This window comes from Streptomyces ruber (assembly GCF_014648075.1).
Taxonomy (GTDB): Bacteria; Actinomycetota; Actinomycetes; order Streptomycetales; family Streptomycetaceae; genus Streptomyces; species Streptomyces ruber.
In genome coordinates this window covers 169,749-195,118 of record NZ_BMQK01000009.1, presented here as the reverse complement: position 1 = coordinate 195,118, position 25,370 = coordinate 169,749, and the positions used below count along the sequence as shown (strand labels likewise).

At 72.5% G+C, this 25,370-nt stretch carries 18 protein-coding genes; 8 read left to right on the top strand and 10 right to left on the bottom strand.

Annotation, left to right across the window (positions count from 1 at the left end; translation table 11 throughout):
* Positions 1–88: 88 nt before the first annotated feature.
* The 5 genes from IEZ04_RS20610 to IEZ04_RS20590 form a co-directional block, all read right to left on the bottom strand.
* Positions 89–1,501, bottom strand: a complete 1,413-nt coding sequence (locus IEZ04_RS20610; RefSeq protein WP_189218395.1) for a lysine N(6)-hydroxylase/L-ornithine N(5)-oxygenase family protein — start codon at positions 1,499–1,501, stop codon at positions 89–91.
* Positions 1,502–1,758: 257 nt separating this feature from the next.
* Entirely contained in the window at positions 1,759–4,278 is a 2,520-nt protein-coding gene (gene pepN, locus IEZ04_RS20605; RefSeq protein WP_189218394.1) for an aminopeptidase N, read from the bottom strand.
* A 142-nt stretch (positions 4,279–4,420) separates the two neighbouring features.
* Positions 4,421–4,975, bottom strand: a complete 555-nt coding sequence (locus IEZ04_RS20600; protein WP_189218393.1) for a response regulator — start codon at positions 4,973–4,975, stop codon at positions 4,421–4,423.
* A 108-nt stretch (positions 4,976–5,083) separates the two neighbouring features.
* Complete coding sequence (locus IEZ04_RS20595) at positions 5,084–5,440, bottom strand: chorismate mutase (protein WP_189218392.1); 357 nt, start codon at positions 5,438–5,440, stop codon at positions 5,084–5,086.
* 87 nt (positions 5,441–5,527) lie between these two features.
* Entirely contained in the window at positions 5,528–5,977 is a 450-nt protein-coding gene (locus IEZ04_RS20590) for a GNAT family N-acetyltransferase (protein WP_189218391.1), read from the bottom strand.
* 136 nt (positions 5,978–6,113) lie between these two features.
* On the opposite strand from IEZ04_RS20590, the gene IEZ04_RS20585 reads away from it, so the two are divergent.
* Positions 6,114–7,016, top strand: coding sequence for a hypothetical protein (locus IEZ04_RS20585; RefSeq protein WP_189218390.1), 903 nt, complete (start codon positions 6,114–6,116; stop codon positions 7,014–7,016).
* Between the two features lie 22 nt (positions 7,017–7,038).
* On the opposite strand, the gene qcrB is transcribed toward IEZ04_RS20585, so the two are convergent.
* Both qcrB and IEZ04_RS20575 read right to left on the bottom strand, forming a co-directional pair.
* Entirely contained in the window at positions 7,039–8,757 is a 1,719-nt protein-coding gene (qcrB, locus tag IEZ04_RS20580) for a cytochrome bc1 complex cytochrome b subunit (RefSeq protein WP_189218389.1), read from the bottom strand.
* A gap of 74 nt (positions 8,758–8,831) precedes the next feature.
* On the bottom strand, positions 8,832–9,551 hold the full coding sequence (locus IEZ04_RS20575) for a vWA domain-containing protein (RefSeq protein WP_189218388.1): 720 nt from the start codon (positions 9,549–9,551) through the stop codon (positions 8,832–8,834).
* 156 nt (positions 9,552–9,707) lie between these two features.
* On the opposite strand from IEZ04_RS20575, the gene IEZ04_RS20570 reads away from it, so the two are divergent.
* A complete protein-coding gene (locus tag IEZ04_RS20570; RefSeq protein WP_189218387.1) occupies positions 9,708–10,619 on the top strand; it encodes a chitosanase in 912 nt (303 codons plus the stop codon).
* Positions 10,620–10,734: 115 nt separating this feature from the next.
* On the opposite strand, the gene IEZ04_RS20565 is transcribed toward IEZ04_RS20570, so the two are convergent.
* From IEZ04_RS20565 to IEZ04_RS20555, 3 genes are all read right to left on the bottom strand, one after another.
* Positions 10,735–12,195 carry a glutamate synthase subunit beta gene (locus tag IEZ04_RS20565; RefSeq protein WP_189218386.1) on the bottom strand — a complete coding sequence of 487 codons (1,461 nt, stop codon included), beginning with the start codon at positions 12,193–12,195 and terminating at the stop codon, positions 10,735–10,737.
* Entirely contained in the window at positions 12,188–16,783 is a 4,596-nt protein-coding gene (gene gltB / locus IEZ04_RS20560; RefSeq protein WP_189218385.1) for a glutamate synthase large subunit, read from the bottom strand. The genes IEZ04_RS20565 and gltB overlap by 8 nt, the downstream gene beginning before the upstream one ends.
* 415 nt (positions 16,784–17,198) lie before the next feature.
* Complete coding sequence (locus tag IEZ04_RS20555; protein WP_189218384.1) at positions 17,199–17,927, bottom strand: VIT1/CCC1 transporter family protein; 729 nt, start codon at positions 17,925–17,927, stop codon at positions 17,199–17,201.
* Between the two features lie 373 nt (positions 17,928–18,300).
* On the opposite strand from IEZ04_RS20555, the gene IEZ04_RS20550 reads away from it, so the two are divergent.
* From IEZ04_RS20550 to IEZ04_RS20525, 6 genes are read left to right on the top strand one after another with little or no spacing between them, the layout of a single operon-like run.
* Positions 18,301–19,467: an ADP-ribosylglycohydrolase family protein gene (locus IEZ04_RS20550; protein WP_229821142.1), complete on the top strand. Its 1,167-nt coding sequence runs from the start codon at positions 18,301–18,303 to the stop codon at positions 19,465–19,467.
* The gene (locus IEZ04_RS20545; RefSeq protein WP_189218383.1) at positions 19,464–20,696 is read left to right on the top strand and encodes an ADP-ribosylglycohydrolase family protein; all 1,233 of its coding nucleotides are present in this window, start codon (positions 19,464–19,466) and stop codon (positions 20,694–20,696) included. Before IEZ04_RS20550 ends, IEZ04_RS20545 begins: the two co-directional genes overlap by 4 nt.
* 31 nt (positions 20,697–20,727) lie before the next feature.
* Positions 20,728–21,969, top strand: a complete 1,242-nt coding sequence (locus IEZ04_RS20540) for an ADP-ribosylglycohydrolase family protein (RefSeq protein ID WP_189218382.1) — start codon at positions 20,728–20,730, stop codon at positions 21,967–21,969.
* Positions 21,966–23,345 carry an ADP-ribosylglycohydrolase family protein gene (locus IEZ04_RS20535; protein WP_189218381.1) on the top strand — a complete coding sequence of 460 codons (1,380 nt, stop codon included), beginning with the start codon at positions 21,966–21,968 and terminating at the stop codon, positions 23,343–23,345. Before IEZ04_RS20540 ends, IEZ04_RS20535 begins: the two co-directional genes overlap by 4 nt.
* Positions 23,342–24,547 carry a CaiB/BaiF CoA transferase family protein gene (locus tag IEZ04_RS20530; RefSeq protein ID WP_189218380.1) on the top strand — a complete coding sequence of 402 codons (1,206 nt, stop codon included), beginning with the start codon at positions 23,342–23,344 and terminating at the stop codon, positions 24,545–24,547. Before IEZ04_RS20535 ends, IEZ04_RS20530 begins: the two co-directional genes overlap by 4 nt.
* Positions 24,544–25,356, top strand: a complete 813-nt coding sequence (locus tag IEZ04_RS20525; protein WP_189218379.1) for an HpcH/HpaI aldolase/citrate lyase family protein — start codon at positions 24,544–24,546, stop codon at positions 25,354–25,356. Before IEZ04_RS20530 ends, IEZ04_RS20525 begins: the two co-directional genes overlap by 4 nt.
* The last annotated feature ends 14 nt before the right edge of the window (positions 25,357–25,370 follow it).

Below are 25,370 nucleotides of genomic sequence, written 5' to 3'. Positions count from 1 at the left end.
CCGTTCTCCGTGCTGTTCTCGTCGGGCCCGTACGTCGCTGGGGCCCCGGTTCTCCGGGGCCCCGGTTTCTTGCGCCGTCCGTCCCGTGTCACCTCTCCACGAGCGGGAGCAGTGTGCGTGGCCGGCGGGCCGACGGCACCTGGAGGGCCTGGTGCTGGGCGAGGCCGAAGGTGGTGAAGGCGGTGCGGTCGGGCAGCGGGTAGGGGTTCTTCCCGGTGAGGTGGTTGAGGATGGTGGCGCTGCGCCAGGCGGCGAGGCCGAGGTCGGGGGTGCCGACACCGTGGGCGTGGAGGCCCGCGTTCTGGACGTGGACGGAGCCGGTCACGGCGGGGTCGAGGACGAGGCGGAAGCGGTCGTCGACGCAGGGACGCTCGGAGTTGTCGCGCCGGATGTAGGGCTCGAGTCCGGCGATCATGCGGTCGAGGGGGCGTTCGCGGTAGCCGGTGGCGAGGACGACGGCATCGGTGCTGAGGCGGGAGCGGGTGCCCTGCTGGATGTGTTCGAGGTGGAGTTCGATGCGGGTGCTGGCGATGCGTCCCGCGGTGCGGACGAGGACACCAGGGGTGAGGACGGCGTCGGGCCAGCCGCCGTGCAGGGTGCGGCGGTAGAGCTCGTCGTGAATGGCGGCGAGGGTGTCGGCGCCGATGCCTTTGTGGAGTTGCCACTGCGCGGCGACGAGCCGGTCGCGAGTCGATTCGGCGAGGGCGTGGAAGTAGCGGGTGTAGTCGGGGGTGAAGTGTTCCAGGCCGAGCTTGGAGTACTCCATGGGAGCGAAGGCGTCGGTGCGGGCGAGCCAGTGGATGCGTTCGTGTCCGACGGGGCGTGCCTGGAGCAGGTCGAGGAAGATCTCGGCGCCGGACTGGCCCGCGCCGACCACGGTGATGTGGTGGGCGGCGAGGAGGCGGTCGCGTTCGCGGAGGTAGTCGGCGGCGTGGATGACGGGGACGCCGCGTGCTTCGACGAGTGGTTTGAGGGGGTCGGGCACGTGGGGGGCGGTGCCGACGCCGAGGGCGACGTTCCGGGCGTAGGTACGGCCGAGGGCGGCGGCCTCGCCGGAGCTGTCGAGCCGGGTGTGGTCGATCTCGAACAGGTCGTGGTCGGGGTTCCAGCGCACGGCGTCGACCTGGTGGGCGAAGCGCAGTCCGGGGATGTTCTCGCTGACCCAGCGGCAGTAGGCGTCGTACTCGGCGCGCTGGATGTGGAAGCGCTCGGCGAAGTAGAAGGGGAAGAGCCGGTCGCGGGTCTTGAGGTAGTTGAGGAACGACCAGGGGTTCGCGGGGTCGGCGAGGGTGACGAGGTCGGCCATGAACGGCACTTGCAGGGTGGTGCCGTCGATGAGCAGGCCGGGGTGCCAGTCGAAGGCGGGGCGCTGTTCGTAGAAGACGGCGTCGAAGTCGGTGAGGGGATGGGCGAGGGCGGCGAGGGAGAGGTTGAACGGGCCGATGCCGATGCCCACCAGATCGCGGGGGTTCTCGGGCTCCTGGGGTGGGGGTGTGTTCACGGGGCCTCCGGGCGCACGGCGGTCGGGGTGTTCCAGGGGTCGCGCGCCGTGGTGCGGCGCGCCCTGAGAGCACAACGATCGGACCCGAAAGCGGGTACTGCCGTGCGGAGGAAATGTGTAGGCAGGGCTGAAGTTCTGCTCGGGGTACGGGAGTTGCCTCCGGGGGTGTCCTGGGCGCCGGTGGCCCACGGGGCCGGTGAGTGCTCGGGCCGGTCCGTGCGTGCCCGTGTCCCGGGGGCGCACGGACCGGCCGTCCCTCAGGCGTGGGTGTCGCGTACCCGGGCCGCGCGTCGCAGGTCGTCGAGCTGGTCGGTGAGCTTGCGGCGCAGGGCGGGGATCGGGTCGGCCTCGCGCAGGCAGGTGTCGCCGAGGCGGAAGGTGTCGGCGTCGACGGCGTACGCGGGGAAGGCCCAGCGGCCGGCCGCCTCGGCGATGGCGGGGCCGCGGCGGGCGGCGACGGCGACCGCGTCGGTCCAGTACCGCTCGACGTAGTCGTGGAGCAGGTCGCTCTGCTCGGGCTGCCAGAAGCCCTGGGCGGTGGCCGTGAACAGGTAGTTGGACAGGTCGTCGGAGGTGAACATGGCCTCCCAGGCGCGGCGTTTGGCGTCCGGGTCGGGCAGGGCGGCCCGGCAGCGTGCGGCGCCCTCCTGGCCGGTGGCGCTGGGGTCGCGGGCGAGTTCGGCGTCGATGGCGGCCTCGTCGGTGGCGCCGAGGACGGCGAGCCGGGTGAGGATGCGCCAGCGCAGCTCGGGGTCGAGTTCGGGGCCGCCGGGGACGGTGCCGTCGGTGAGCCAGGAGGCGATGGTGTCGGGGTGGGCGGCGACGTCGATGGCGTGGCGTACGGCGGTCAGGCGCAGTCCGGGGTGGGAGCCGTCCTCGGTGCGGCGGATGAGGTCGCGGCACAGGTCGGTGAGGGTGGCGAGGGCGGCGGGCCGGGCTGTGGGGGTGAGGAGGCGGTCGGCGATCTGGGCGGAGGCGAAGGACAGGACGCCTTGGACGAGGGCCAGGTCGGTCTCGTGCGGGAGGTGGGTGCGGGCGGTCTCCAGGTAGTCGGTGGGCGGGAGGTCGCCGTCGCGTACGGCGTCCCTGAGGGCGTTCCAGACGACGGCGCGGGTGAGGGGTTCGGGGAGTCCGGAGAGGCGGTCGCGGACGGTGGTGAGGGAGTCCGGGTCGAAGCGGATCTTGGCGTAGGTGAGGTCGCCGTCGTTGAGGAGGACGAGGGCGGGGCGGGGGCCGGCGGAGCCGAGGACCATGTCACCGGTGGCAGGGATGTCCACGTCCATGCGATCGCGCAGGGTCAGGCGGCTCGGGTGGTTCGGGTCGTGGTCGTAGAGGCCGATGGTGATGTGGTGGGGGCGGCTGCCGTCCGCGTGGCGGAGGTTCACGTTCCAGTTCCCGTCGTCCCTCGTGCCGGTCTCGGGGACGAGGGTGTCGACGCCCGTGGTGCGCAGCCAGGAGTCCGCCCAGGCGTGGACGTCGCGGTCGGTGGTGGCGGCGAGGGAGTCGATGAAGTCGGCGAGGGTGGCATTGCCGAAGCGGTGGCGGGCGAAGTGGGTGTTGATGCCGGCGAGGAAGTCCTTCTCGCCGAGCCAGGCGACGAGCTGGCGCAGTGCGGAGGCGCCCTTGGCGTAGGAGATGCCGTCGAAGTTGAGGAGGGCGGAGGCGGTGTCGTCGACGGCTTCGGGTGCGACGGGGTGGGTGGAGGGGCGCTGGTCGGCGTCGTAGCCCCAGGCCTTGCGGGCGACGCCGAAGTCGACCCAGGTGTCGGTGAAGCGGGTGGCTTCGGTGAGGGTCTGGTAGCCCATGTACTCGGCGAAGGACTCGTTCAGCCAGATGTCGTCCCACCACTGGAGGGTGACGAGGTCGCCGAACCACATGTGGGCCATCTCGTGGGCGATGACCATGGCGCGGGTCTGGCGTTCGGTGTCGGTGACGGCGGAGCGGAAGACGAACTCGTCGCGGAAGGTGACGAGGCCGGGGTTCTCCATGGCGCCGGCGTTGAACTCGGGGACGAATGCCTGGTCGTAGGAGTCGAAGGGGTACGGCTCCTCGAACTTCTCGTGGTAGCGGTCGTAGCAGGCGCGGGTGATGTCGAGGATCTCGTCGGCGTCGGCGTCGAGGTGGGGGGCGAGGGAGCGGCGGCAGTGGATGCCGAAGGGGAGGCCGCGGTGTTCGGTGGTGACGGAGTGCCAGGGGCCGGCGGCGACGGCGACGAGGTAGGTGGAGATGAGGGGGGTGGTGGCGGCGCGCCAGGTGCCGTCGCCGAGGTGTTCGGTGATGCCGTTGGCGAGGACGGTCCAGCCGTCGGGGGCGGTGACGGTGAGGTCGAAGACGGCCTTGAGGTCGGGCTGGTCGAAGGCCGGGAAGACGCGCTGGACGTCGTCGAGGAAGAGCTGGGTGTAGACGTAGGTCTCGCCGTCGGTGGGGTCGGTGAAGCGGTGCATGCCCTCGCCGGTGCGGGAGTAGCGCATGGCGGCGTCGACGCGGAGTTCGTGCTCGCCCTCGGTGAGGCCGGTGAGCGGCAGCCTGTTCCCGTCGAGGGCGGTGGGGTCGATGGGGTCGCCGTCGAGCGTGGCGGAGCGCAGTTCGGCGGGCTTCAGCTCGACGAAGGTGTCCGTGGTGTCCTGACCGTCGCGCACGGTGAAGCGGATGAGGGTGCGGGAGTCGAAGGTGTCGTCGCCGCGGGTGAGGTCGAGATCGATCTCGTAGCGGTGGACGTCGAGGAGCCGGGCACGGGTCTGCGCTTCGTCGCGCGTCAGTACGGACATGAGGGACATGCTGCCCGATGCCGCTGACGAGGCCCAGGGGTGGGCCGCTCCGGGGGCGCGCCGGTGGCCTGCTCCTTGCCGGTGCTCGGGGGTCTTCGCGGTCCCGCGCACGTGCGTTCCGGTGCCGGGTTCGGGTGCTCGGGTGCCGCGGTCAGGTGCGGTCGGGGGCCGCGATCTGTTTCGCGCGGTCGGGTTCCGGGCCGGTCGTGCGGCCCTTGTGCTGGGCGGGCACCCGGTTCTCGGGGGGTGGGAGGCCGGGGTCCGGTGGGTGTTCGTGCACGCGGGCGCGGAGTTCGCGCACCTCGCGCTCCAGGGCGTCGGTGCGCCGGTAGGCGTCGTACAGGTAGCGGACCTTGGTCCGCAGCGACCAGGGGTCGGTGGGTTTCATGACCAGGTCGGCGACGCCCAGCTGGAAGGCGGTGGAGGCGAGTTCGGCGTCCATTCCGAACCCGGTGAGCAGGACGATGGGGATGTGCTGGGTCTGCTCCAGGCGGCGCATGTAGCGGACGACGTCGAGACCGCTGACGCCGGGCATGCGCACGTCGAGGAGGAGCAGTCCGACCTGGCCGCGCAGGACTTCCTTGAGCGCCGCGTCGCCGCTGGTCGCGCGGGTGAGGCGGTAGCCCAGTGGGGCCAGGGCGCTTTCCAGGGCGTACAGGGTGTCCTCATGGTCGTCGACGATGAGGATCTTCGCGTTCGATGGCATGGCCCGACGTCCCCTCGCTCGGACACCATCGGCACGGGCCCGCGCTCGGCGCGCGTGCCCACGACTCGACTGGGAGTCCTCGAAGGATCCCTCTTGGCGGGCCCGGTGTCACTCCCCCTTGCCGGACGCGCCGTTGACAGTGTCGTCCGCGATGCGCTCGTGGTGGCGGATCACCTCGGCGATGATGAAGTTGAGCAGTTTCTCGGCGAACGCCGGGTCGAGCTTGGCGCTCTCGGCGAGCCGGCGCAGGCGGGCGATCTGCTGGGTCTCGCGGGCGGGGTCGGCGGGTGGCAGCCGGTGTTCGGCCTTGAGGTGGCCGACGCGCTGGGTGCACTTGAAGCGTTCGGCGAGCATGTGGACGACGGCGGCGTCGATGTTGTCGATGCTGTCCCGCAGCCGGGTGAGCTCGGCGCGGACGGCCGGGTCGACGTCACTGGTTGCGGCACCGGAATTGCTGGTGGTCATGGTGGTCACCCTACGTGGGGCGGGGTGATCGGCTCATGGGTGTCCGAGGTGCGGAACGGTGGCCCGCGGCGGGCCCGGCGTCGCGGGTCAGGGGGCGGTCAGCGACTTGTGGAAGTACACGTCGCAGTGCCGGCCGGGGACGCCTTCGCTGCGGCCGGTCTCGCGGTAGCCGTGCTTGCGGTAGAAGTCCGGGGCCTGGAAGGTGTACGAGGAGAGGGTCATGTCGGTGCAGCCGCGCCGTACGGCCTCCTGCTCGGCCGCCTTCAGGACGCGGCTGCCCCAGCCGGCGCCGCGGAGGTCCTCCCGTATCCACAGCATCTCGACGGTGCACAGGGTGCCCCAGACGGAACCGGTGAGTCCGCCGGCCAGGCGGCCGTGCGCGTCGGTCAGCCGTACGGAGAAGTCCTCCCAGTTTCCGGCGCCGGTGACACGGGAGTTGAAGGCGTCGAGTTCGTCGCCGAGCCGCCGTTCCAGCTCGTCGTCCTCGCCGCCGATGCGCAGGGTCGCGGTGCGGGCTCGGTGCTGCTCGGTGGCCATGGGGCGGAGTATCGCAGGCGGCGGGTGTCCGGCCGAGCGTTTTTTGCGCGGACCGGGGGCGGATCGCCGCCCGGTGGCGGGCCTGGCCGTCCTAGAGTGGTTCCGGGTCGAGTCGAGGCGTCGTGGGGGTGCGGACGTGACCAACGGCGGACCGGTTCAGCACGGCTACCCGCATCTGGACAGGGTGCGGGCGTCGATCACCGCGCTGTACAAGCGGCTGTCGTACGACACGGTGCAGACCTTCGCGACCAGTGTGGCGCCCGTCGACGTGGCCTTCGCCGACACCGACGACCTGCATCTGGGCGCCCAGCGGGTGGCGCGCGAGATGGTGCGGCACTACCGGCTGCCGGACGCCCGGATGATCATCGGTTTCCGGGAGATGACGCACGCGGCCAACGTGGAGCTGGCCGCGGGTCCCGAGTACTTCATCGAGCTCAACGACCGTTTCCGCGTCCACCGGCGGGACATCGGCGCGGCTCTGGCCCATGAGGTCATGCACGTGTACCTGCACCGTCTCGGTCTGTCCTTCCCCGGCACCCGGGACAACGAGATCCTCACGGACACGGCGGCGACGTACCTGGGGGCGGGCTGGCTGCTGCTGGACGCGTACCGGGAGGACGGGGCCTCCTCGCAGAAGCTGGGGTACCTCACTCCGGAGGAGTTCGGCTACGTCCTCGCCAAGCGGGCGCTCCTCTTCGGGGAGGACCCGTCGGTGTGGTTCACCAGCCCGCAGGCGTACACGGCGTACACCAAGGGCGCGGCCCGGGCCCGCCGTGACGCGGAGCAGCCGCCGCTGACGGCGGCGGGCTGGGCGGGCCGCCGCCGCTACGCGAGGGACCGCCGTCATGCCCAGGACCTCGGCCCGGGTCACCGTGCGCCGGGGCCGGAGGTTCCGTACACGTTCACGCCCGACGGCCGGGGACCGTTGCGCGTGTCTTTCCCCTGTCCCACGTGCCACCAGCGCATCAGGGTTCCGGTCCGTGGCCGGGTCCGCGCCCGTTGCGGGTTGTGCCGGACGGTGCTGGAGTGCGACACGTGACACGGATGCGGGGCACCGGGGATCAGTGCGGGTGGTCGCCGCCCGTGAGCTCCTGGTGTTGCTGGAGCTCCCGGTATTCCTGAGGGGTCGGTTTCGCCACTCGGGCGGCCGTGCCGTACATGGCGCGGGCGAGGCGGGCGCGCAGCCGTTCGGTGGTGGTGACGCGGCGGGTGACGCCGTTCCCGTCGACGCGCGGGCCGGGGTCGTACGGTTCGGGCTGCTCGTGCTGGGTGAGGACGAACATGCGGGCCTGTGAGAGGGGCTCGTGGATCTCGACGTACTCGCCGTGCGGGAGCCGTTTGATCGTGCCGCTCTCCAGGCCGTGCAGCACCTTGTCGCGGTCCCGGCGCTGCAGGCCGAGGCAGATCCGCTTGGTGACGATGAAGGCGATCACCGGCACCACGAAGAAGCCGATGCGCACGAACCAGGTGACGGCGTTGATCGACAGGCGGAAGCGCAGCGCGATGATGTCGTTGCCGCCGCCGATCAGCGCGACCACGTACATGCTCAGCCAGGCGACGCCCAGCCCGGTGCGGACGGGGTGGTTGCGGGGCCGGTCCAGGATGTGGTGCTCGCGCCGGTCGCCGGTGATCCACGCCTCGACGAACGGGTAGACGGCGATGGCGAGCATCACGAGCGGGAAGAGCGTGAAGGGGATGAGGACGCCCAGGGCGAGGGTGTGGCCGAAGAGGTTGATCTCCCATCCCGGCATCGCCCGGATCAGTCCCTCGGAGAAGCCCAGGTACCAGTCGGGCTGGGCGCCGGTCGTCACCTGGTCGGGCCGGTAGGGGCCGTACGCCCAGACGGGGTTGACGGTGGCGACCGCCGCCATCAGGGTCAGCACGCCGAAGACGAGGAAGAAGAAGCCGCCGGCCTTGGCCATGTAGACGGGCAGGAGGGGCATGCCGACGACGTTCCGCCCGGTCCGTCCGGGGCCGGGGTACTGGGTGTGCTTGTGGTAGACGACCAGGATCAGGTGGGCGACGATCAGGGCCAGCATGATGCCGGGCAGCAGGAGGATGTGGATCGGGTAGAGCCGCGCGATGATCTCGCCCCCGGGGAACTCGCCGCCGAAGAGGCCGAACGCCAGGTAGGTGCCCACGACGGGGATCGACAGGATGGCGCCCTGCGCGAAACGGAGGCCGGTGCCGGAGAGCAGGTCGTCGGGGAGCGAGTAGCCGGTCAGGCCGGTGATCATGCCGAGCATCAGCAGGGTCCAGCCGAACAGCCAGTTGATCTCGCGGGGTTTGCGGAAGGCGCCGGTGAAGAACACCCGCATCATGTGGACGATCATTCCGGCGACGAAGACGAGCGCGGCCCAGTGGTGGAGCTGCCGGATCAGCAGGCCGCCGCGCAGGTCGAAGCTGATGTCGAGCGCGGACTCGTACGCGCGGGTCATGACGATGCCGTTGAGCGGCTGGTAGGAGCCGTCGTAGACGACCTCGGCGCTGCTCGGCTCGAAGAAGAGGGTGAGGTAGACGCCGGTCAGGATCAGGACGAGGAAGCTGTAGAGGCAGATCTCGCCGAGCATGAAGGACCAGTGGTCGGGGAAGACCTTGCGCATCTGGGCCTTGGCGAGGGTGTAGGCGCCGAGCCGGCCGTCGGCCCAGTCCGCGATCCGTTCGCCCCTGGCCTCGCGGACCGCGGGAACCGCCCTGCCGCCGCTGCTCCCGCCGCTGCCCTCGGTGCCGCCGCCGACCCTGCCCCTGCCCTTGCCCTTGCCCGAACGTGCGCCGACCATCGCGTCGCCCTCCCCGGTGGCTCACCTCAGAGTGGCACGCGCGCTCCCGCTCGCCAACGGGTCCGGTTCGGCCTTCACCGTACGATGCCCTTCTCCCGCGCCGCCGCCAGCCACTCGGGGAAGCCGTCCAGCAGCCGGTCGTACAGTTCGCGGTCGGGGACGCGGCGCGGGTCCTCGCCCGCGTGGAAGAAGCCGGCGTTGTCCACGGCGCGCCGCTCGGGCACGGGGAGTTCGTCGAGGCGGCGCAGGAAGTCGAACTGCCTGCTGTCCGGGTCGCCGAACCCGACGAACTGCCAGAACAGCGGCAGCCTGGCCGCCTTGCACAGGTACCGTTCGGCGGCGGGCCTGCTGACCGGTCCGCCGTCCGTCTGGAAGACGACCAGGGCGGGGTCCTCGGCGCCGCTGTCGAGGTAGTGGTCGATGACGGCGTCCATGGCCAGGTGGTAGCTGGTCTTCCCCATGTGCCCGAGGCCCGCCACGATCCGCTCGATGCGGCCCTGGTGACCGGCGAGCTCGATGTCCGTGACCGCGTCTATGTCCGTGGAGAAGAAGACCACGGGGACACTCCCGTCGTCGTCGAGGTGCGCGGACAGCCCGAGGACGCGGTCGGCGAGGGCCTGCACGCTGCCGTCCTTGTAGTACGGACGCATCGAGCCGCTGTGGTCGACGACGAGGTACACGGCGGCCCGCTGTCCGTCCAGCCCGTTGCGCGCGAGGGAGTCCCCGGCGGTCTTGTAGAGGCTGACGAGCGCGGGCGCGGTCTCCTGGACCTTGCTGAGGCTGATCGCGGGCATGCGGGAGTTCCCCTTCGGGCGCGGCGGGCGGTGAGGGAGTGCCGAGGGTAGCCGCTCCGCGATCATGGACCGGCCGCAGGGGGCGTCACAGGGGGCTCATAGCTCACGTAAGGTTGCACTCGCTCCTTCACGTGCCCTGCACTTAACCTGTGCGCCATGAAACGCGCCGGTTGTCTCCTGCTCGCGGCCGCCCCTGTTGCCATCACGGCGGTGGTCTACCTGTTCACTCCCGGATCTTCCGACGCGGACGCCCCGGGGAACCGGGCGTCCGCGTCCGCCCCGTCCCCGGGGGCCGAGAACGCGAAGGTACGGGCCGAGGACGAGGGCACCGCCGACGACGAGGCGATAGCCGACGCGCCGCCCGGTCTCGCCGCCCCGGACAAGAAGGAGCTGGCGCACAAGCTGGTCGCGACGGCCCGCGACTCGACACTGGACTGGCGCACCACGTACGGGCTGATCGAGGACGTGGGCGACGGACGCGGCTACACCGCGGGCATCGTCGGCTTCTGCACCGGCACGCACGATCTGCTCGCCCTGGTCGAGCGCTACACGAAGGCCCACCCGGACAACGGGCTCGCCGCGTACCTCCCCGCGCTCCGCGAGGTGGACGGCACCGACTCCCACGAGGGGCTGGATCCCGGTTTCACCGCGGCGTGGCGGGCGGAGTCGCAGGTGCCGGCGTTCCGCGAGGCCCAGGAGACCGAGCGTGACGACGTGTACTTCGACCCCGCGGTGCGGCTCGCGAAGCTCGACGGCCTCGGCACCCTCGGCCAGTTCATCTACTACGACGCGATGGTCCTGCACGGCCCCGGCACCGACGCCGACAGCTTCTACGGCCTGCGCGAGCACGCTCTGGACGAGGCGAAGCCCCCCGCGCAGGGCGGCGACGAGAAGGCCTACCTGAACGCCTTCCTCGACGTCCGCCGCGAGGCCATGCGGACCGAGGCGACCAGCCGCGACACCTCCCGCATCGACACCGCCCAGCGGCGGTTCCTCGACGCCGGGAACATGGAGCTGAGCACGCCGCTCGTGTGGGCCGTGTACGGGGAGACGTACCGGGTGCCGTGACGCCCGGCCGCCCGGGAGAACGCGCGGCGCCCGCCCTGCGTCCGGTCGGGGACATGAGGGTGGGCGCCGCGGTGTTCCCCGTACGCCTTTGTACGGGACGTATCCGGGCCGTTCGTCAGACCGTCAGCGCGCGGTCCGTCGGGCGGATCGGGGCCGGCAGGTCGCTCGCGCCGTTGAGGAACCGGTCGACCCCGCGGGCGGCCGAGCGGCCCTCCGCGATGGCCCACACGATGAGCGACTGACCGCGGCCCGCGTCACCGGCGACGAACACGCCGGGCACGTTGGTCTGGAAGTCGGCGTCGCGGGCGATGTTGCCGCGCGCGTCGAGCTCCAGGCCGAACTGCTCGACCAGGCCGTTGTCCTGGTCGGTGCCGGTGAAGCCCATGGCGAGGGTGACCAGCTGGGCGGGGATCCTCCGCTCGGTGCCCGGCTTCGGGGTCAGCCTGCCCTCGACGAACTCCACCTCGGTCAGGTGCAGCCACTGGACGTTGCCGTCCTCGTCGCCCTCGAAGTGGGTGGTGGACGCCGAGTAGATGCGCTCGCCGCCCTCCTCGTGCGCGGAGGTGACCTTGTAGAGCATCGGGAACGTCGGCCAGGGCTGGTTCGCGTTCCGCTCCTCGCCCGGGCGCGGCATGATCTCCAGCTGGGTGACGGAGGCGGCGCCCTGGCGGTGGGCGGTGCCCACGCAGTCGGCGCCGGTGTCACCGCCGCCGATCACGACGACGTGCTTGCCCTTCGCCGAGATCGGGGAGGTGACGTAGTCGCCCTCCTGCACCTTGTTCGACAGGGGCAGGTACTCCATCGCCTGGTGGATGCCCTTGAGGTCGCGGCCCGGGACGGGCAGGTCGCGGGCGGTGGTGGCGCCGGCCGCGACGACCACGGCGTCGTAGCGCCGGCGCAGCGCCGCCGCGTCGATGTCCCGGCCGATCTCCACACCGGTGCGGAACTTGGTGCCCTCCGCGCGCATCTGTTCGATACGGCGGTTGATGTGCCGCTTCTCCATCTTGAACTCGGGGATGCCGTACCGGAGGAGGCCTCCGATGCGGTCCGCGCGCTCGTAGACGGCGACGGTGTGGCCGGCCCGGGTGAGCTGCTGGGCGGCGGCGAGGCCCGCCGGGCCGGAACCGATCACCGCGACGGTCTTGCCGGAGAGGCGCTCGGGGATCTGCGGCCGGACGTCACCGCTGTCCCACGCCTTGTCGATGATCGAGACCTCGACGTTCTTGATGGTGACCGGGGGCTGGTTGATGCCGAGCACGCACGCCGACTCGCACGGGGCGGGGCACAGACGGCCCGTGAACTCCGGGAAGTTGTTCGTGGCGTGCAGCCGCTCGGAGGCGGCGCTCCAGTCCTCGCGGTAGGCGTAGTCGTTCCACTCGGGGATCAGGTTGCCGAGCGGACAGCCGTTGTGGCAGAACGGGATGCCGCAGTCCATGCAGCGGCTGGCCTGCTTGCTGATGATCGGCAGCAGGGAGCCGGGGACGTAGACCTCGTTCCAGTCCTTGACGCGCTCCTCAACGGGACGGGTCCTGGCGACCTCGCGCCCGTGGTTGAGAAAGCCCTTGGGATCAGCCATTGGTCGCCGCCTCCATCATCTTCTCGGTGATCTCGTGCTCGGGGAGACCGGCTCGCTCGGCGGCGTCCTTGGCGGCGAGCACTGCCTTGTACGTGCTGGGGATGATCTTGCTGAAGCGGTTCACGGCGGTGTCCCACTCGGCCAGGAGCTTCTCGGCCACGGTCGAGCCGGTCTCCTCCTGGTGGCGGCGCACCACGTCGTGCAGCCACTGCTTGTCCGCGTCGTCGAGGGCCTCGATCGCGCCCACGTTGCCGGCGTTGACGTTGTCGCGGTTCAGGTCGATCACGTAGGCGATGCCGCCCGACATGCCCGCCGCGAAGTTGCGGCCCGTCTCGCCGAGCACGACCGCGTGACCGCCGGTCATGTACTCGCAGCCGTGGTCGCCCACGCCCTCGGAGACGACCGTCGCACCGGAGTTGCGGACGCAGAACCGCTCGCCGGTACGGCCGCGCAGGAACAGCTCGCCGCCGGTCGCGCCGTACGCGATGGTGTTGCCCGCGATGGTCGAGTACTCGGCGAGGTGGTCGGCGCCCCGGTCCGGGCGGACGACGACGCGGCCGCCGGACAGGCCCTTGCCGACGTAGTCGTTGGCGTCGCCCTCCAGGCGGAGGGTCACACCGCGCGGCAGGAACGCGCCGAACGACTGGCCCGCCGAGCCGGTGAAGGTGATGTCGATGGTGTCGTCGGGCAGGCCCGCGCCGCCGAACTTCTTCGTCACCTCGTGGCCGAGCATGGTGCCGACCGTGCGGTTGATGTTGCGGATCGGAACCTGGGCGCGGACCGGCTGGGCGTCCTCCGCGGCGGTCGCGGCGAGGGCGTCGGCGGCGAGCTTGATCAGCTCGTTGTCGAGCGCCTTCTCCAGACCGTGGTCCTGCGCGACGAGCTGGTGGCGCACGGCGCCCTCGGGCAGGGCGGGCACGTGGAACAGCGGCTCCAGGTCCAGGCCCTGCGCCTTCCAGTGGTCGACCGCGCGGGTCACGTCGAGGGCCTCGGCGTGGCCGACGGCCTCCTCGATGGAGCGGAAGCCCAGCTCGGCGAGGAGCTCGCGGACCTCCTCGGCGATGAACCGGAAGAAGTTGACGATGTACTCGGCCTTGCCGGAGAACCGCTCGCGCAGCACCGGGTTCTGGGTGGCGATGCCGACCGGGCAGGTGTCCAGGTGGCACACGCGCATCATCACGCAGCCGGAGACGACGAGCGGCGCGGTCGCGAAACCGAACTCCTCGGCGCCGAGCAGCGCGGCGACGACGACGTCGCGGCCGGTCTTCAGCTGGCCGTCGGTCTGCACGACGATGCGGTCGCGCAGGCCGTTGAGCAGCAGCGTCTGCTGGGTCTCGGCGAGACCGAGCTCCCAGGGACCGCCCGCGTGCTTCAGCGACGTCAGCGGGGACGCGCCCGTACCGCCGTCGTGACCCGAGATCAGGACCACGTCCGCGTGGGCCTTGGACACACCCGCGGCCACGGTCCCGACGCCGACCTCGGAGACCAGCTTCACGTGGATGCGGGCCTTCGGGTTGGCGTTCTTCAGGTCGTGGATCAGCTGCGCCAGGTCCTCGATGGAGTAGATGTCGTGGTGCGGCGGCGGCGAGATGAGGCCGACGCCCGGCGTCGAGTGCCGGGTCTTCGCCACCCACGGGTACACCTTGTGCCCGGGCAGCTGGCCGCCCTCGCCGGGCTTGGCGCCCTGGGCCATCTTGATCTGGATGTCGTCGGCGTTGACCAGGTACTCGCTCGTGACGCCGAAGCGGCCGGAGGCGACCTGCTTGATGCTGGAGCGGCGCGCCGGGTCGTACAGGCGCTCCGGGTCCTCGCCGCCCTCACCGGTGTTGGACTTGCCGCCCAACTCGTTCATCGCGATGGCGAGGGTCTCGTGCGCCTCGCGGGAGATGGAGCCGTACGACATGGCGCCGGTGGAGAACCGCTTGACGATCTCCGAGACCGGCTCGACCTCCTCGATGGGGATCGAGGGGCGGTCCGACTTGAAGCCGAACAGGCCGCGCAGCGTCATCAGCCGCTTGGACTGCTCGTTCACGCGGTCCGTGTACTGCTTGAAGATGTCGTAGCGGCCGGAGCGCGTGGAGTGCTGGAGGCGGAAGACCGTCTCCGGGTCGAACAGGTGCGGTTCGCCCTCGCGGCGCCACTGGTACTCGCCGCCGATCTCCAGCGCGCGGTGCGCCGGGGCGATGCCGGTGACCGGGTAGGCCTTGGCGTGGCGGGCGGCGACCTCCTGGGCGATGACGTCGATGCCGACGCCGCCGATCTTGGTGGCGGTGCCGTTGAAGTACTTCTCCACGAAGGCCTCGTCCAGGCCGACGGCCTCGAAGACCTGGGCGCCGCGATAGGAGGCGACGGTGGAGATGCCCATCTTGGACATGACCTTCAGGACGCCCTTGCCGAGGGCGTGGATCAGGTTGCGGATGGCCTGCTCGGCCTCGATGCCGGGGAGGAAGGTGCCCGCGCGCACCAGGTCCTCGACGGTCTCCATCGCCAGGTACGGGTTGACCGCGGCGGCGCCGAAGCCGATGAGGAGCGCCACGTGGTGCACCTCGCGGACGTCGCCCGCCTCGACCAGCAGACCCACCTGGGTGCGCTGCTTGGTGCGGATGAGGTGGTGGTGGACGGCCGCGGTGAGCAGCAGCGACGGGATCGGCGCGTGCTCGGCGTCGGAGTGGCGGTCGGAGAGGACGATCAGCCGGGCGCCGTTGTCGATGGCGGCGTCGGCCTCGGCGCAGATCTCGTCGATGCGCGCGGCGAGGGCGTCGCCGCCGCCGGAGACCCGGTAGAGGCCGGAGAGAGTCGCGGCCTTCATGCCGGGCATGTCGCCGTCGGCGTTGATGTGGATGAGCTTGGCCAGCTCGTCGTTGTCGATCACCGGGAAGGGCAGGGTGACGCTGCGACAGGACGCGGCGGTCGGCTCCAGGAGGTTGCCCTGCGGGCCCAGCGAGGAGCGCAGCGAGGTGACGAGCTCTTCGCGGATGGCGTCCAGCGGCGGGTTGGTGACCTGCGCGAACAGCTGGGTGAAGTAGTCGAAGAGCAGGCGGGGGCGCGAGGACAGCGCGGCGATGGGCGAGTCGGTGCCCATGGAGCCGATGGGTTCGGCGCCGGCCTTGGCCATCGGCGCGAGGATGACGCGCAGCTCCTCCTCGGTGTAACCGAAGGTCTGCTGGCGGCGGGTGACCGAGGCGTGCGTGTGCACGATGTGCTCGCGCTCGGGCAGGTGGGACAGCTCGATCTCGCCGGCTTCCAGCCACTCCTGGTAGGGGTGCTCGGCGGCGAGGGCGGCCTTGATCTCGTCGTCCTCGATGATGCGGTGCTCGGCGGTGTCGACGAGGAACATGCGGCCGGGCTGGAGGCGGCCCTTGCGGACGACCTTGGCGGGGTCGATGTCGAGGACGCCGACCTCGGAGCCGAGGACGACGAGGCCGTCGTCGGTGACCCAGTAGCGGCCGGGGCGCAGGCCGTTGCGGTCGAGGACGGCGCCGACCTGGGTGCCGTCGGTGAAGGTGACGCAGGCGGGACCGTCCCAGGGCTCCATCATCGTGGCGTGGTACTGGTAGAAGGCGCGCCGGGCCGGGTCCATGGAGTCGTGGTTCTCCCACGCCTCCGGGATCATCATCAGCACGGAGTGCGGCAGGGAGCGGCCGCCGAGGTGGAGCAGTTCCAGGACCTCGTCGAAGGAGGCGGAGTCGGAGGCGCCGGGCGTGCAGATCGGGAAGATCCGCTCCAGGTTCTCCGCCGGACCGAACAGGTCCGACATCAGCTGGGACTCGCGGGCGCGCATCCAGTTGCGGTTGCCCATGACCGTGTTGATCTCGCCATTGTGGGCGACGAAACGGTACGGGTGTGCGAGCGGCCAGCTGGGGAACGTGTTGGTCGAGAAGCGGGAGTGGACGAGGGCGATCGCGGAGGCGAAGCGGCGGTCGGACAGGTCCGGGAAGAAGGGCTCCAGCTGACCGGTGGTGAGCATCCCCTTGTAGACGATGGTCCGCGCGGAGAGCGACGGGAAGTACACACCGGCCTCGCGCTCGGCGCGCTTGCGCAGCACGAACGCCTTGCGGTCCAGGTCGAGGCCCTTGCTCGTGTGGTCGGTGACGAAGACCTGGCGGAAGGCGGGCATCGTGGAGCGGGCGGTGGCGCCGAGCAGGTCGGGGGCGACCGGCACCTCGCGCCAGCCGAGGACGGTCAGGCCCTCCTCGGCGGCGACGGCGTCGATGCGGGCGGCGGCGCCGGCGGTGTCGTCCTCGGGCAGGAAGGCGATGCCGGCCGCGTAACCGCCGGCCTCGGGGAGATCGAATCCGGCCACCTCGCGGAAGAAGGCGTCCGGCATCTGCGAGAGAATGCCTGCACCGTCCCCCGAGTCGGGCTCGGATCCGGTGGCGCCCCGGTGCTCGAGGTTGCGGAGAACCGTGAGCGCCTGCTCGACCAGCGCATGGCTCGCCTCCCCGGTGAGGGTGGCGACGAAGCCGACGCCGCAGGCGTCGTGCTCATTACGGGGGTCGTACATACCCTGCGCAGCAGGGCGAGCATCCATGAAGGACCAGTTCCGGTCATTCGCGGAGTGCTGGGACGGCTGGCGCGGCGTACGCATCGGCTCTCCCGTCGTCGTCTGTGTGGCTGGGGATGCCTCCCAGGCTGTGCGCGGCTCTGGGGGCGCAGGTGCCGAGGGACGACGCTGGCCCTCTGCGCGGAGTGCAAAATTTCGTGCAGGTTACATGATGGAACCGTTCTCGGGAACTGGATTCTGCGTTCCGTCATGCGGACGCCTCGGGTGCGGGGTGCGGATGCCTCGCACGGCGGCGGAGTGAAGGCTGCCGACCGGGCAGATCCGTGCCCGTCGGCCCTGGTCGCGGGGGGCTTCGTCGCTCTCCGCGAGGGTGCGCGAGGGCGTCGTTGCCCGAAGCGCTTACGGCTCATGCCCAGCCGTCAATCAGTTGAAACCAGCTGGTAATGAGTGCGACCACGGCTACTTATGCGGTCCCTCGCATAGGTAGCCGGTCGATTCACTATACGGCCGCACCGAACAGGTTGCCCAGGGCATACGTCACAGCAGCGGCCGCACCACCCAGAGCCAACTGCCGCAGCCCGCTGTACCACCAGGACCGTGCCGTCACCTTGGCCACCACCGCACCGCAGCCGAAGAGTCCGGCGAGGGCGAGGAGCACGGCGGGCCACAGCGCGGTGGCACCGAGCAGGTACGGCAGGACGGGCAGCAGGGCACCGAGGGCGAAGGAGCCGAAGGAGGAGACGGCGGCCACGACGGGCGAGGGCAGGTCACCGGGGTCGATGCCCAGCTCCTCCCGCGCGTGGATCTCCAGTGCCTGCTCGGGGTCGCGCGAGAGCTGCCGGGCGACCTCACGGGCGAGGCCGGGCTCGACGCCCCGGGCCTCGTACAGCGCGGCCAGCTCGCGCTCCTCGTCCACCGGATGCTTGCGCAGCTCCGCGCGCTCGACGTCGAGTTCCGCCTCGACGAGTTCGCGCTGGGAGGCCACCGAGGTGTACTCGCCGGCGGCCATGGAGAAGGCACCGGCGGCCAGTCCGGCGAGACCCGCGACGACCACGGCCTCCCGGCTCGCCGAACCGCCCGCGACACCCGTCATCAGGGCCAGGTTGGAGACCAGCCCGTCCATGGCGCCGAAGACGGCGGGGCGCAGCCAGCCGCCGTTGACGTCCCGGTGCGTGTGGTTGTCGCGGTGCGCCTCGTGCAGGGGCGCCTCGGTTTCGATGATGGCCATGGGAGGACCTCCGCCCGCCTCGATCCGGACTTGACTCGGACTCGGTTTGGACTGATTCCAAACTCCGACGCATTCGAAGATACGCCTCGCGGAGATCGCCCGCCAGCAAGGAAGGCCGTGCTTACCTGCGGTTCTGTCCCGCCGAAGGGGCCCGCGGGCGGAGCCCGGCAGGTGCCGCCGCGGCGGCGAGAGCCGTCGCGCGCCCTTTCGCACACAGGTCCGCGGCCGGTGTCGACCGAGTGAATACCGGCGGTTGCAGGGGGCCGACCGGGTGGGTGGTGTGGCAAAGATCCGATGAGCCGATCAACCTCCCCGCGGGAGACCGTCCGTGGGACTCGACCGGCTCGTCGCTCGCAGAGAGGCAAGGCATCGCATGGCTTTCATCGCCGGCACTCCCCCGCTCCCGGCCCCGGTACCGAACCCGGTCCCCGTTCCGGTCACGGCCCCGTGCCCGCTTCCGCTCCCGGCGGCCGAGGGCCCCACCGGGCTCCGTGAGCGGGCGCGCGGCGCGCTGCTCGGACTCGCGGTCGGGGACGCCCTCGGCGCGCCCGCCGAGAACATGAAACCGTCCCGGATCCGGGCGCGCTGGGGCCGGATCACGGGCTTCGTCGCCGAGCACCCGTGCGGCACGGACGACACCGAGTACGCGATCTTCTCGGGGCTGCTGCTGGCCCGGCACGGTTCGGCGCTCACCGTCGCCCATGCCGAGGCGGCCTGGCACGAGTACATCGCCGACCTGGACGAGGGCGCGTTCCGGGGCGCGGGATTCAGCGAGCGCGGCACGCTGGAGAACCTGCGCCGGGGCCTTGCGGCACCGGCCTCGGCGCAGCACCGGCACGCGTGGAGCGACGGCCTGGCCATACGGGCGGCGCCGTTCGGGGTGTTCGCGGCGGGCCGGCCCGCGGAGGCGGCCCGCCTGGTGGCCGTCGACGGCGCGGTCAGCCACGACGGCGAGGGCATCCACGGCGGGCGGGCGGTGGCGGCGGGGGTGGCCACGGCGATGACGGGCGCCCCGACGGCCGCGGTGGTCGCCTCGGCCCTGGCGGTGGTCCCGGACGACTCGTGGACGGCCCGCTCGCTGCGCCGCGCCGTGGCGGTCGCCCACCGAGGGGAACGCGCCGTCCGTTCCGCCGTGGTGATCGGCGGCTATCCGTGGGCGGATCTCGCACCGGAGGCCGTGGCCCTGGCCTTCGGCGCGTACGCGGCGGCCGACGGCGACTTCGTGGACTCCGTGCTCACGGCCGTGAACATGGGGCGCGACGCGGACACGACGGCGGCCGTGGCGGGTGCGCTGGCCGGCGCCTCGCGGGGCGTCTCGTCCGTCCCGCCGAAGTGGGCGTCGGCGATCGGGCCGGCCCGCGGCACCTGCCTGCCCTCGATGGCGGGCCACCACGTACTGGACGTCGCGGACCTGCTCGTACCCGAGGAGACCGTCCGCCACACCCCGGCCTCGCCGCCCCGCCCCCCGACGGACACCGTCCCGGCACCGGATGCCGACGCGTACCTCCCGGCCGCGGACAACGAAGGGGTACGGCCATGAGGGCGGCCCGCGGAAACCGTACGGGGATCGTCGCCGACGGGCAGCCCGCCACGGCCACCGGCGACGGCGCGGCCGGCCGCCGGGTCGAGGGACTCCTCCTCGGTCTCGCCGCCGGGGACGCCGCCGGCTGGCCCGCCGCCCGGCACCGGGCGGCCCGGATGCCCCGGTGGACCCGGCGCCTCACCCGCGAACTGGACACGTTCGCCGAGCGGAACGCGACCACCACCCTCCCCGTGCCCATCGCCCTCAACCAGCCTCCGGAGCCGCTCATGCTCGGCCCCTCCGACGACGCGGAGTGGGCGGCGCTCACGGCACAGGCCGTGCTGCGGGCCGCGGACGGCGGCGCGCCCGGCGGCAGCGGCGGGACCTGCCGCGTGCGGGCCGCGCTCGACCGGTCGTGGCACGCCCTGGCGCGTGAGGTCGCCGTGCCCGCCGAACGGGCGCCCGAGAGCGACCCCGCCGTGCCACCGCTGCGCGCCCGCATCTCCGTACGGGCCGGGCTCGGCAACCTCGCCACCGGGCTGCGCCCGCCCGCCACGGGCCACGACAACCCGCACCACTTCGACGACGCGGCCTGCGTACGGGCCTGCGTGCTCGCCGTCGCGCACCCCGGCGACCCCGGACGCGCCGCCGCGCTCGCCGAGTTCGACGCCCGGTACACGCAGGACGGCGACGGCGTGCACGGCGCCCGCGCCATGGCCGCCGCCCTCGCGCTCGCCCTGACCGGCGCCGACGTGGACGCGTGCACCGCCGCCGCACTCGCCGAACTCCCCGGGGAGACGGAGATCGGCCGCAACGCCCGGCACGCGCTGGCCCTCGCCCGCACCCACGGGGAGGGCGGTACCTCCAGCGCCTTCGCCCTCGTACCCCTGCTGGAGCACCAGATCGTCGACCACGTCTACAGCTACGGCATCGCGGCCGCCGAGACCGTGCCCGTGGCGCTCGCCCTGGCCACCGCCGCGCGCGGCCGGATCGCCGAGGCCGTGCCCGCCGCCGTCTGTCTGTCCCGGGTCGCCGACTCCGCGCCGGCCCTCACCGGCGCCCTGACCGGGGCGCTCGGCGGGGGCGCCGCCGTCCCCGCCCCCTGGCGGGACGCCTGCCGCGTCCTGTCGGGCTGCGCCCTGCCCCGCCTCACCGGCACGGATCTCGTACACCTCGCCGAACTGCTCACTGCGGCGGAACTGCCCCTCCCGGAGTCCCCCCAGGTGAATGATTCCGGACATGACTGACACTCTGGAGACTCCGGAAGATCCGCAAGAAATGGAAGAAGTCGAAGAAGCAGGAGAAGCACGAGAAGCAGAGGGAGCAGGGGAAGCAGAGGGAGCGGGGGAAGCAGGGGAAGTCCGGGGAGAGGCGCCGGAGAACCCCACGCTGGCGGAGCGGATCACCGGTGCCCTGGTCGGCGCCGCGGTCGGCGACGCTCTCGGCGGCCCCGTCGAGGGCTACTCCCCCGAGCAGATCGCCGCACGCCACGGCGGCCGGATCACCGGCGTCGTCGGCCCCTGGCACGGCGACGAGTGGCGCACCGCCCGCCCCCTCGCCCCGTACCACAAGGGCGACGGGCACGTCACCGACGACACCTTGATGACCCACGCGCTGATCCGCGTGTACGCCACGGTCCGCGACCACCTCGACGCGTACGCCGTCGCCGGGCACCTGGTTCCCGACCTGATGACGACGCCGCGCTGGATCCCCGAGCTGGAGGCGGAGGCGCTGCCGTTGCAGCGGATCTTCCTCGCCGAGAAGTGGCTGGTGACACGGCTGCACTACGGTCACGTCGACCCCCGCGAGGCGGGCGTCGGCAATGTCGTGAACTGCGGTGCCGCGATGTACATGGCCCCCGTCGGCCTGGTCAACGCGGCGAACCCGGAGGGCGCGTACGCCGAGGCCCTCGACATCGCCGGCGCCCATCAGTCGTCGTACGGCAGGGAGGCCGCCGGGGTGTTCGCGGCGGCCGTGGCGGCGGCGTGCGCGCCGGGGGCCACCCCGGACTCGGTGGTCGCGACCTGTCTCGCCCTCGCCAAGGACGGGACGCGCGCCGCGATCGAGTCGGTCTGCGAGACGGCCGCCCGCTGCACGGACGTCGAGTCGGCGCTGCGGCCGCTGCGCGAGGCGGTGGCCCCGTACGACACGGTGGGCGCCGACTACCGGGCCCCGTCGCTGGGCGCCCGCCGTCCCTCCCGGGTGCACGCGATCGAGGAGCTGCCCGTCGCGCTCGGCATGCTGGTGGTGGCGGGCGGCGAGTACCGGCACGCCGTGCTCGGCGCGGTGAACTACGGGCGCGACTGCGACTCGATCGCCACCATGGCGGGCGCCCTCGCGGGCGCGCTCGGCTCCGGGGTGCCGTCCGGCTGGGCGGAGCGGGTCGCGGCGGCCAGCCGGCTCGACCTGCGCGCCCCGGCCGCGGTCCTCACCGGGGTCGCCCGCGAGATCCACGCCCGGGACGTGGTCCGCCGCCGCGCCCACGAGACGGCCTTCGCAACGCTGGCGGGCCCGCGGTGACCGGCCTCCGACTGACCTGGGTGCAGCCGGAGGACCTCCTCGGTCACGAGCTGCGGCAGGCGGCCCTGGACGGCCGCGAACCGTCGGCGATCGCCGCGCGGTGGGCCGCGGCGGGCGGCCCGGCGGCCCCCGAACGCGCGGGCGCCTCGCCGCAGACCGTGTCGCCGTACCTGCGGCTGCTCGCCGAGGACCTGCTGGACGAACTGGCGGACCTGCCCAGCGCGCTGAGCGAACGGGAACCGACGGAGCCCGCGGCGATCAGGGCCCTGTGCCCGCAGTGGCCGGCCCGTGACCCGTCCGCGGCGGCTCCGTCGTCCGCTCCTTCTCCGGAGGCGCTGGAGGCCGCCTGGCTCGGGCGCGCCGTCGGCTGCCTCCTCGGCAAGCCCGTCGAGAAGCTGCCCCTGGAGGGCATCCGCCGGCTCGCCCGGGCCACCGGCAACTGGCCCCTGCGGACCTGGTTCACCGGGCGCGGCCTTCCCACGGACCTCGCGGCGGCGTATCCCTGGAACCGGCGCTCGGCCGCCGGCTGCCTCGCCGAGAACATCGACGGCATGCCGGAGGACGACGACCTCAACTACCCCCTGCTGAACCTCCTGTTGCTGCAACGCCACGGCCCCGGCTTCACCACCGACGACGTGGCCCGCGTCTGGCTCGACGAACTGCCCGCGGGCCGCACCTTCACCGCCGAGCGCGTCGCCTACCGCAACCTGCTCTCCGGCATCACGCCGCCGCGCACGGCCCGCCACCGCAACCCGTTCCGTGAGTGGATCGGCGCCCTGATCCGCGCCGACGTGCACGGCTGGACGAACCCCGGTGACCCCGCGGCCGCGGCGGAACAGGCGCACCGGGACGCCGTCCTCACCCACACGGCGAACGGCGTGTACGCGGCGATGTTCATGGCGGCCGTCATCGCCGAGGCCGCCGGCGGCGCCCACGACGTGCACCACTGCCTGGGCACCGGCCTGCGGGTCGTCCCGGCGGGCTCCCGGCTGGCCCGGGCGGTGCGGCACGCCGTCGGACTGGCCGGGGAGCACCGGGACTTCGACACGGTCGTCGACGTGCTGCACGCCGCCCACGCCGGCCACCACTGGGTGCACGCGATCCCCAACACCGCCCTGATCGCCGCCGCCCTCACCCACGCCGACGGCGACTTCACCGGCTCCGTCTGCCGGGCCGTCTCGGGCGGCTGGGACACCGACTCGAACGGGGCGGCGGCGGGCAGTGTCGCCGGTCTGCTCGCCGGTTCCCCCGCCGCCCTCGACGAGCGGTGGACCCAGCCCCTGAAGAACCGGCTCGCCACCTCCGTCGCCGACTTCGACGGCATCGGCTTCGACGCCCTCGCCCAGCTCACCCTCCGGGAGATCCGCCAGCCATGACGAACCCCGTGCCCGCGCCCGCCCCGCTGACCGGTCTGCGCGTCCTCGACCTCGCGACCCTCTTCGCCGGCCCCCTCGCCGCCACCCTGCTCGGCGACTTCGGCGCCGAGGTCGTCAAGATCGAGCATCCCCGCCGGCCCGACCCGTCCCGCTCGCACGGCCCGTCCAAGGACGGGGTGGGCCTGTGGTGGAAGCTCCTCGGCCGCAACAAGCGCACGACGACCCTCGACCTGTCGGCGCCGGGCGGCCGTACGACCCTGTTGCGGCTCGCCGGGACGGCCGACGTGATCGTCGAGAACTTCCGGCCCGGCACCCTGGAGAAATGGGGTCTGGGCTGGCCGGAGCTGTCCGCCGCCAACCCCCGTCTGGTCCTCGCCCGGATCACCGGCTTCGGCCAGTACGGCCCGCACGCGCACCGCCCCGGCTTCGGCACCCTCGCCGAGGCCCTGAGCGGCTTCGCCGCGATCACCGGGGAGCCGGACGGCCCGCCGGTCCTCCCGCCGTTCGGCCTCGCCGACGCGATCGCGGGCCTGACCACGGCGTACGCGGTGATGACGGCCCTCGCCGCCCGGGACCGCACGGGGCGGGGCCAGGTGATCGACACGGCGCTGATCGAGCCGATCCTCACCGCGCTGGGCCCGCAGCCCCTCTGGTACGACCAGCTGGAGTACGTCCAGCCGCGCACCGGCAACCGCTCCCCGAACATCGCGCCCCGCAACACCTACCGCACCGCGGACGGCTCCTGGGTGGCGGTCTCCACCTCCGCCCAGTCCGTCGCGGAACGGGTGATGCGGCTGGTGGGACGGCCCGAACTGATCGCCGAGCCCTGGTTCGCGACGGGCACGGGCCGCGCCCGCAACGCGGACGTGCTCGACGAGGCGGTGGGCGCGTGGATCGCCCGCCGCACCCGTGAGGAGGTGGTCGACGCGTTCGAGAAGGCCGAGGCCGCGGTGGCGCCCGTGCAGGACGTACGGGACGTGATGGCGGACCCGCAGTACCGGGCGCTCGACACGATCACCACCGTCGACGATCCCGAACTCGGCCCCCTGCGCATGCAGAACGTGCTCTTCCGGCTGTCCGCCACGCCCGGCGCGATCCGCTGGGCGGGCCGGCCGCACGGCGCGGACACGGACGCGGTGCTGGCCGAGCTGGGCCTGACGGAGGCGGAGATCGCGGACCTGCGCGCGGAGGGCGCCCTGTGACCTTCTTGACCTGGCTGTACGTCCCCGGGGACCGCCCGGAGGTGGTGGCCAAGGCCCTCGCCTGTGGTGCCGATGTGGTCATCGTGGACCTGGAGGACGCCGTGGCCCCGCACCGCAAGGAGTACGCCCGCGCGGCCACGGCGGAGCTCCTCGCCGAACCGCCCCCGGTCCCGGTCCACGTCCGGATGAACGCCCCGCGCACCCCGCTCGCGGACGCGGACCTCGCGGCGCTGGCCCCCCTGCCCGGCCTGTCGGCCCTGCGGCTGCCCAAGGTGACGTCCGCCGCGGAGGTCGTGGCCGTTGCGGAGCGGTCCGCGCCCGTTCACCTGTACGCGCTCCTGGAGACGGCCCTCGGTGTCGAGCGGGCCCACGCGATCGCCACCTCCCATCCGGCGCTGAGGGGCATCGCGCTCGGTGAGGCGGATCTCCGCGCGGACCTGGGCGTACGGGCCGACGCGGGCCTCGACTGGCCCCGTTCCCGTGTCGTCGTGGCCTCCCGCGCGGCGTCCCTGCCGCCGCCGGTCCAGTCGGTGCACCCCGACACCAGGGACCTGGACGGCCTGGCCCGTTCCTGCGTCCACGGCCGTGACCTGGGGTTCCTGGGCCGCGCCGCCCTCCATCCCCGGCAGCTTCCGGTGATCGAGGAGGCGTACCTGCCGACCGCTCGGGAGATCGACCGGGCGGAGGAGGTGGTGCGGGCCGCCGCCGTCGAACCGGGCGCCCAGGCCCTGGCGGACGGCCGGTTCGTCGACACGGCGGTGGTGGCCGCGGCCCACCGCACCCTGTCACTGGCCCGCCGCGGCAGGTGAACCGTACGCGCAAG

Bases quoted from the DNA above. Each gene is read 5' to 3' on its own strand.
- IEZ04_RS20540 (WP_189218382.1), top strand. From the start codon at position 20,728: ATGGAAGAAGTCGAAGAAGCAGGAGAAGCACGAGAAGCAGAGGGAGCA.
- qcrB (WP_189218389.1), bottom strand. From the start codon at position 8,757: ATGGTCGGCGCACGTTCGGGCAAGGGCAAGGGCAGGGGCAGGGTCGGC.
- IEZ04_RS20555 (WP_189218384.1), bottom strand. From the start codon at position 17,927: ATGGCCATCATCGAAACCGAGGCGCCCCTGCACGAGGCGCACCGCGAC.
- IEZ04_RS20545 (WP_189218383.1), top strand. From the start codon at position 19,464: ATGAGGGCGGCCCGCGGAAACCGTACGGGGATCGTCGCCGACGGGCAG.
- IEZ04_RS20550 (WP_229821142.1), top strand. From the start codon at position 18,301: ATGGCTTTCATCGCCGGCACTCCCCCGCTCCCGGCCCCGGTACCGAAC.
- IEZ04_RS20575 (WP_189218388.1), bottom strand. From the start codon at position 9,551: ATGCCCGCGATCAGCCTCAGCAAGGTCCAGGAGACCGCGCCCGCGCTC.
- IEZ04_RS20530 (WP_189218380.1), top strand. From the start codon at position 23,342: ATGACGAACCCCGTGCCCGCGCCCGCCCCGCTGACCGGTCTGCGCGTC.
- IEZ04_RS20570 (WP_189218387.1), top strand. From the start codon at position 9,708: ATGAAACGCGCCGGTTGTCTCCTGCTCGCGGCCGCCCCTGTTGCCATC.
- IEZ04_RS20595 (WP_189218392.1), bottom strand. From the start codon at position 5,440: ATGACCACCAGCAATTCCGGTGCCGCAACCAGTGACGTCGACCCGGCC.
- gltB (WP_189218385.1), bottom strand. From the start codon at position 16,783: ATGCGTACGCCGCGCCAGCCGTCCCAGCACTCCGCGAATGACCGGAAC.
- IEZ04_RS20565 (WP_189218386.1), bottom strand. From the start codon at position 12,195: ATGGCTGATCCCAAGGGCTTTCTCAACCACGGGCGCGAGGTCGCCAGG.
- pepN (WP_189218394.1), bottom strand. From the start codon at position 4,278: ATGTCCCTCATGTCCGTACTGACGCGCGACGAAGCGCAGACCCGTGCC.
- IEZ04_RS20600 (WP_189218393.1), bottom strand. From the start codon at position 4,975: ATGCCATCGAACGCGAAGATCCTCATCGTCGACGACCATGAGGACACC.
- IEZ04_RS20590 (WP_189218391.1), bottom strand. From the start codon at position 5,977: ATGGCCACCGAGCAGCACCGAGCCCGCACCGCGACCCTGCGCATCGGC.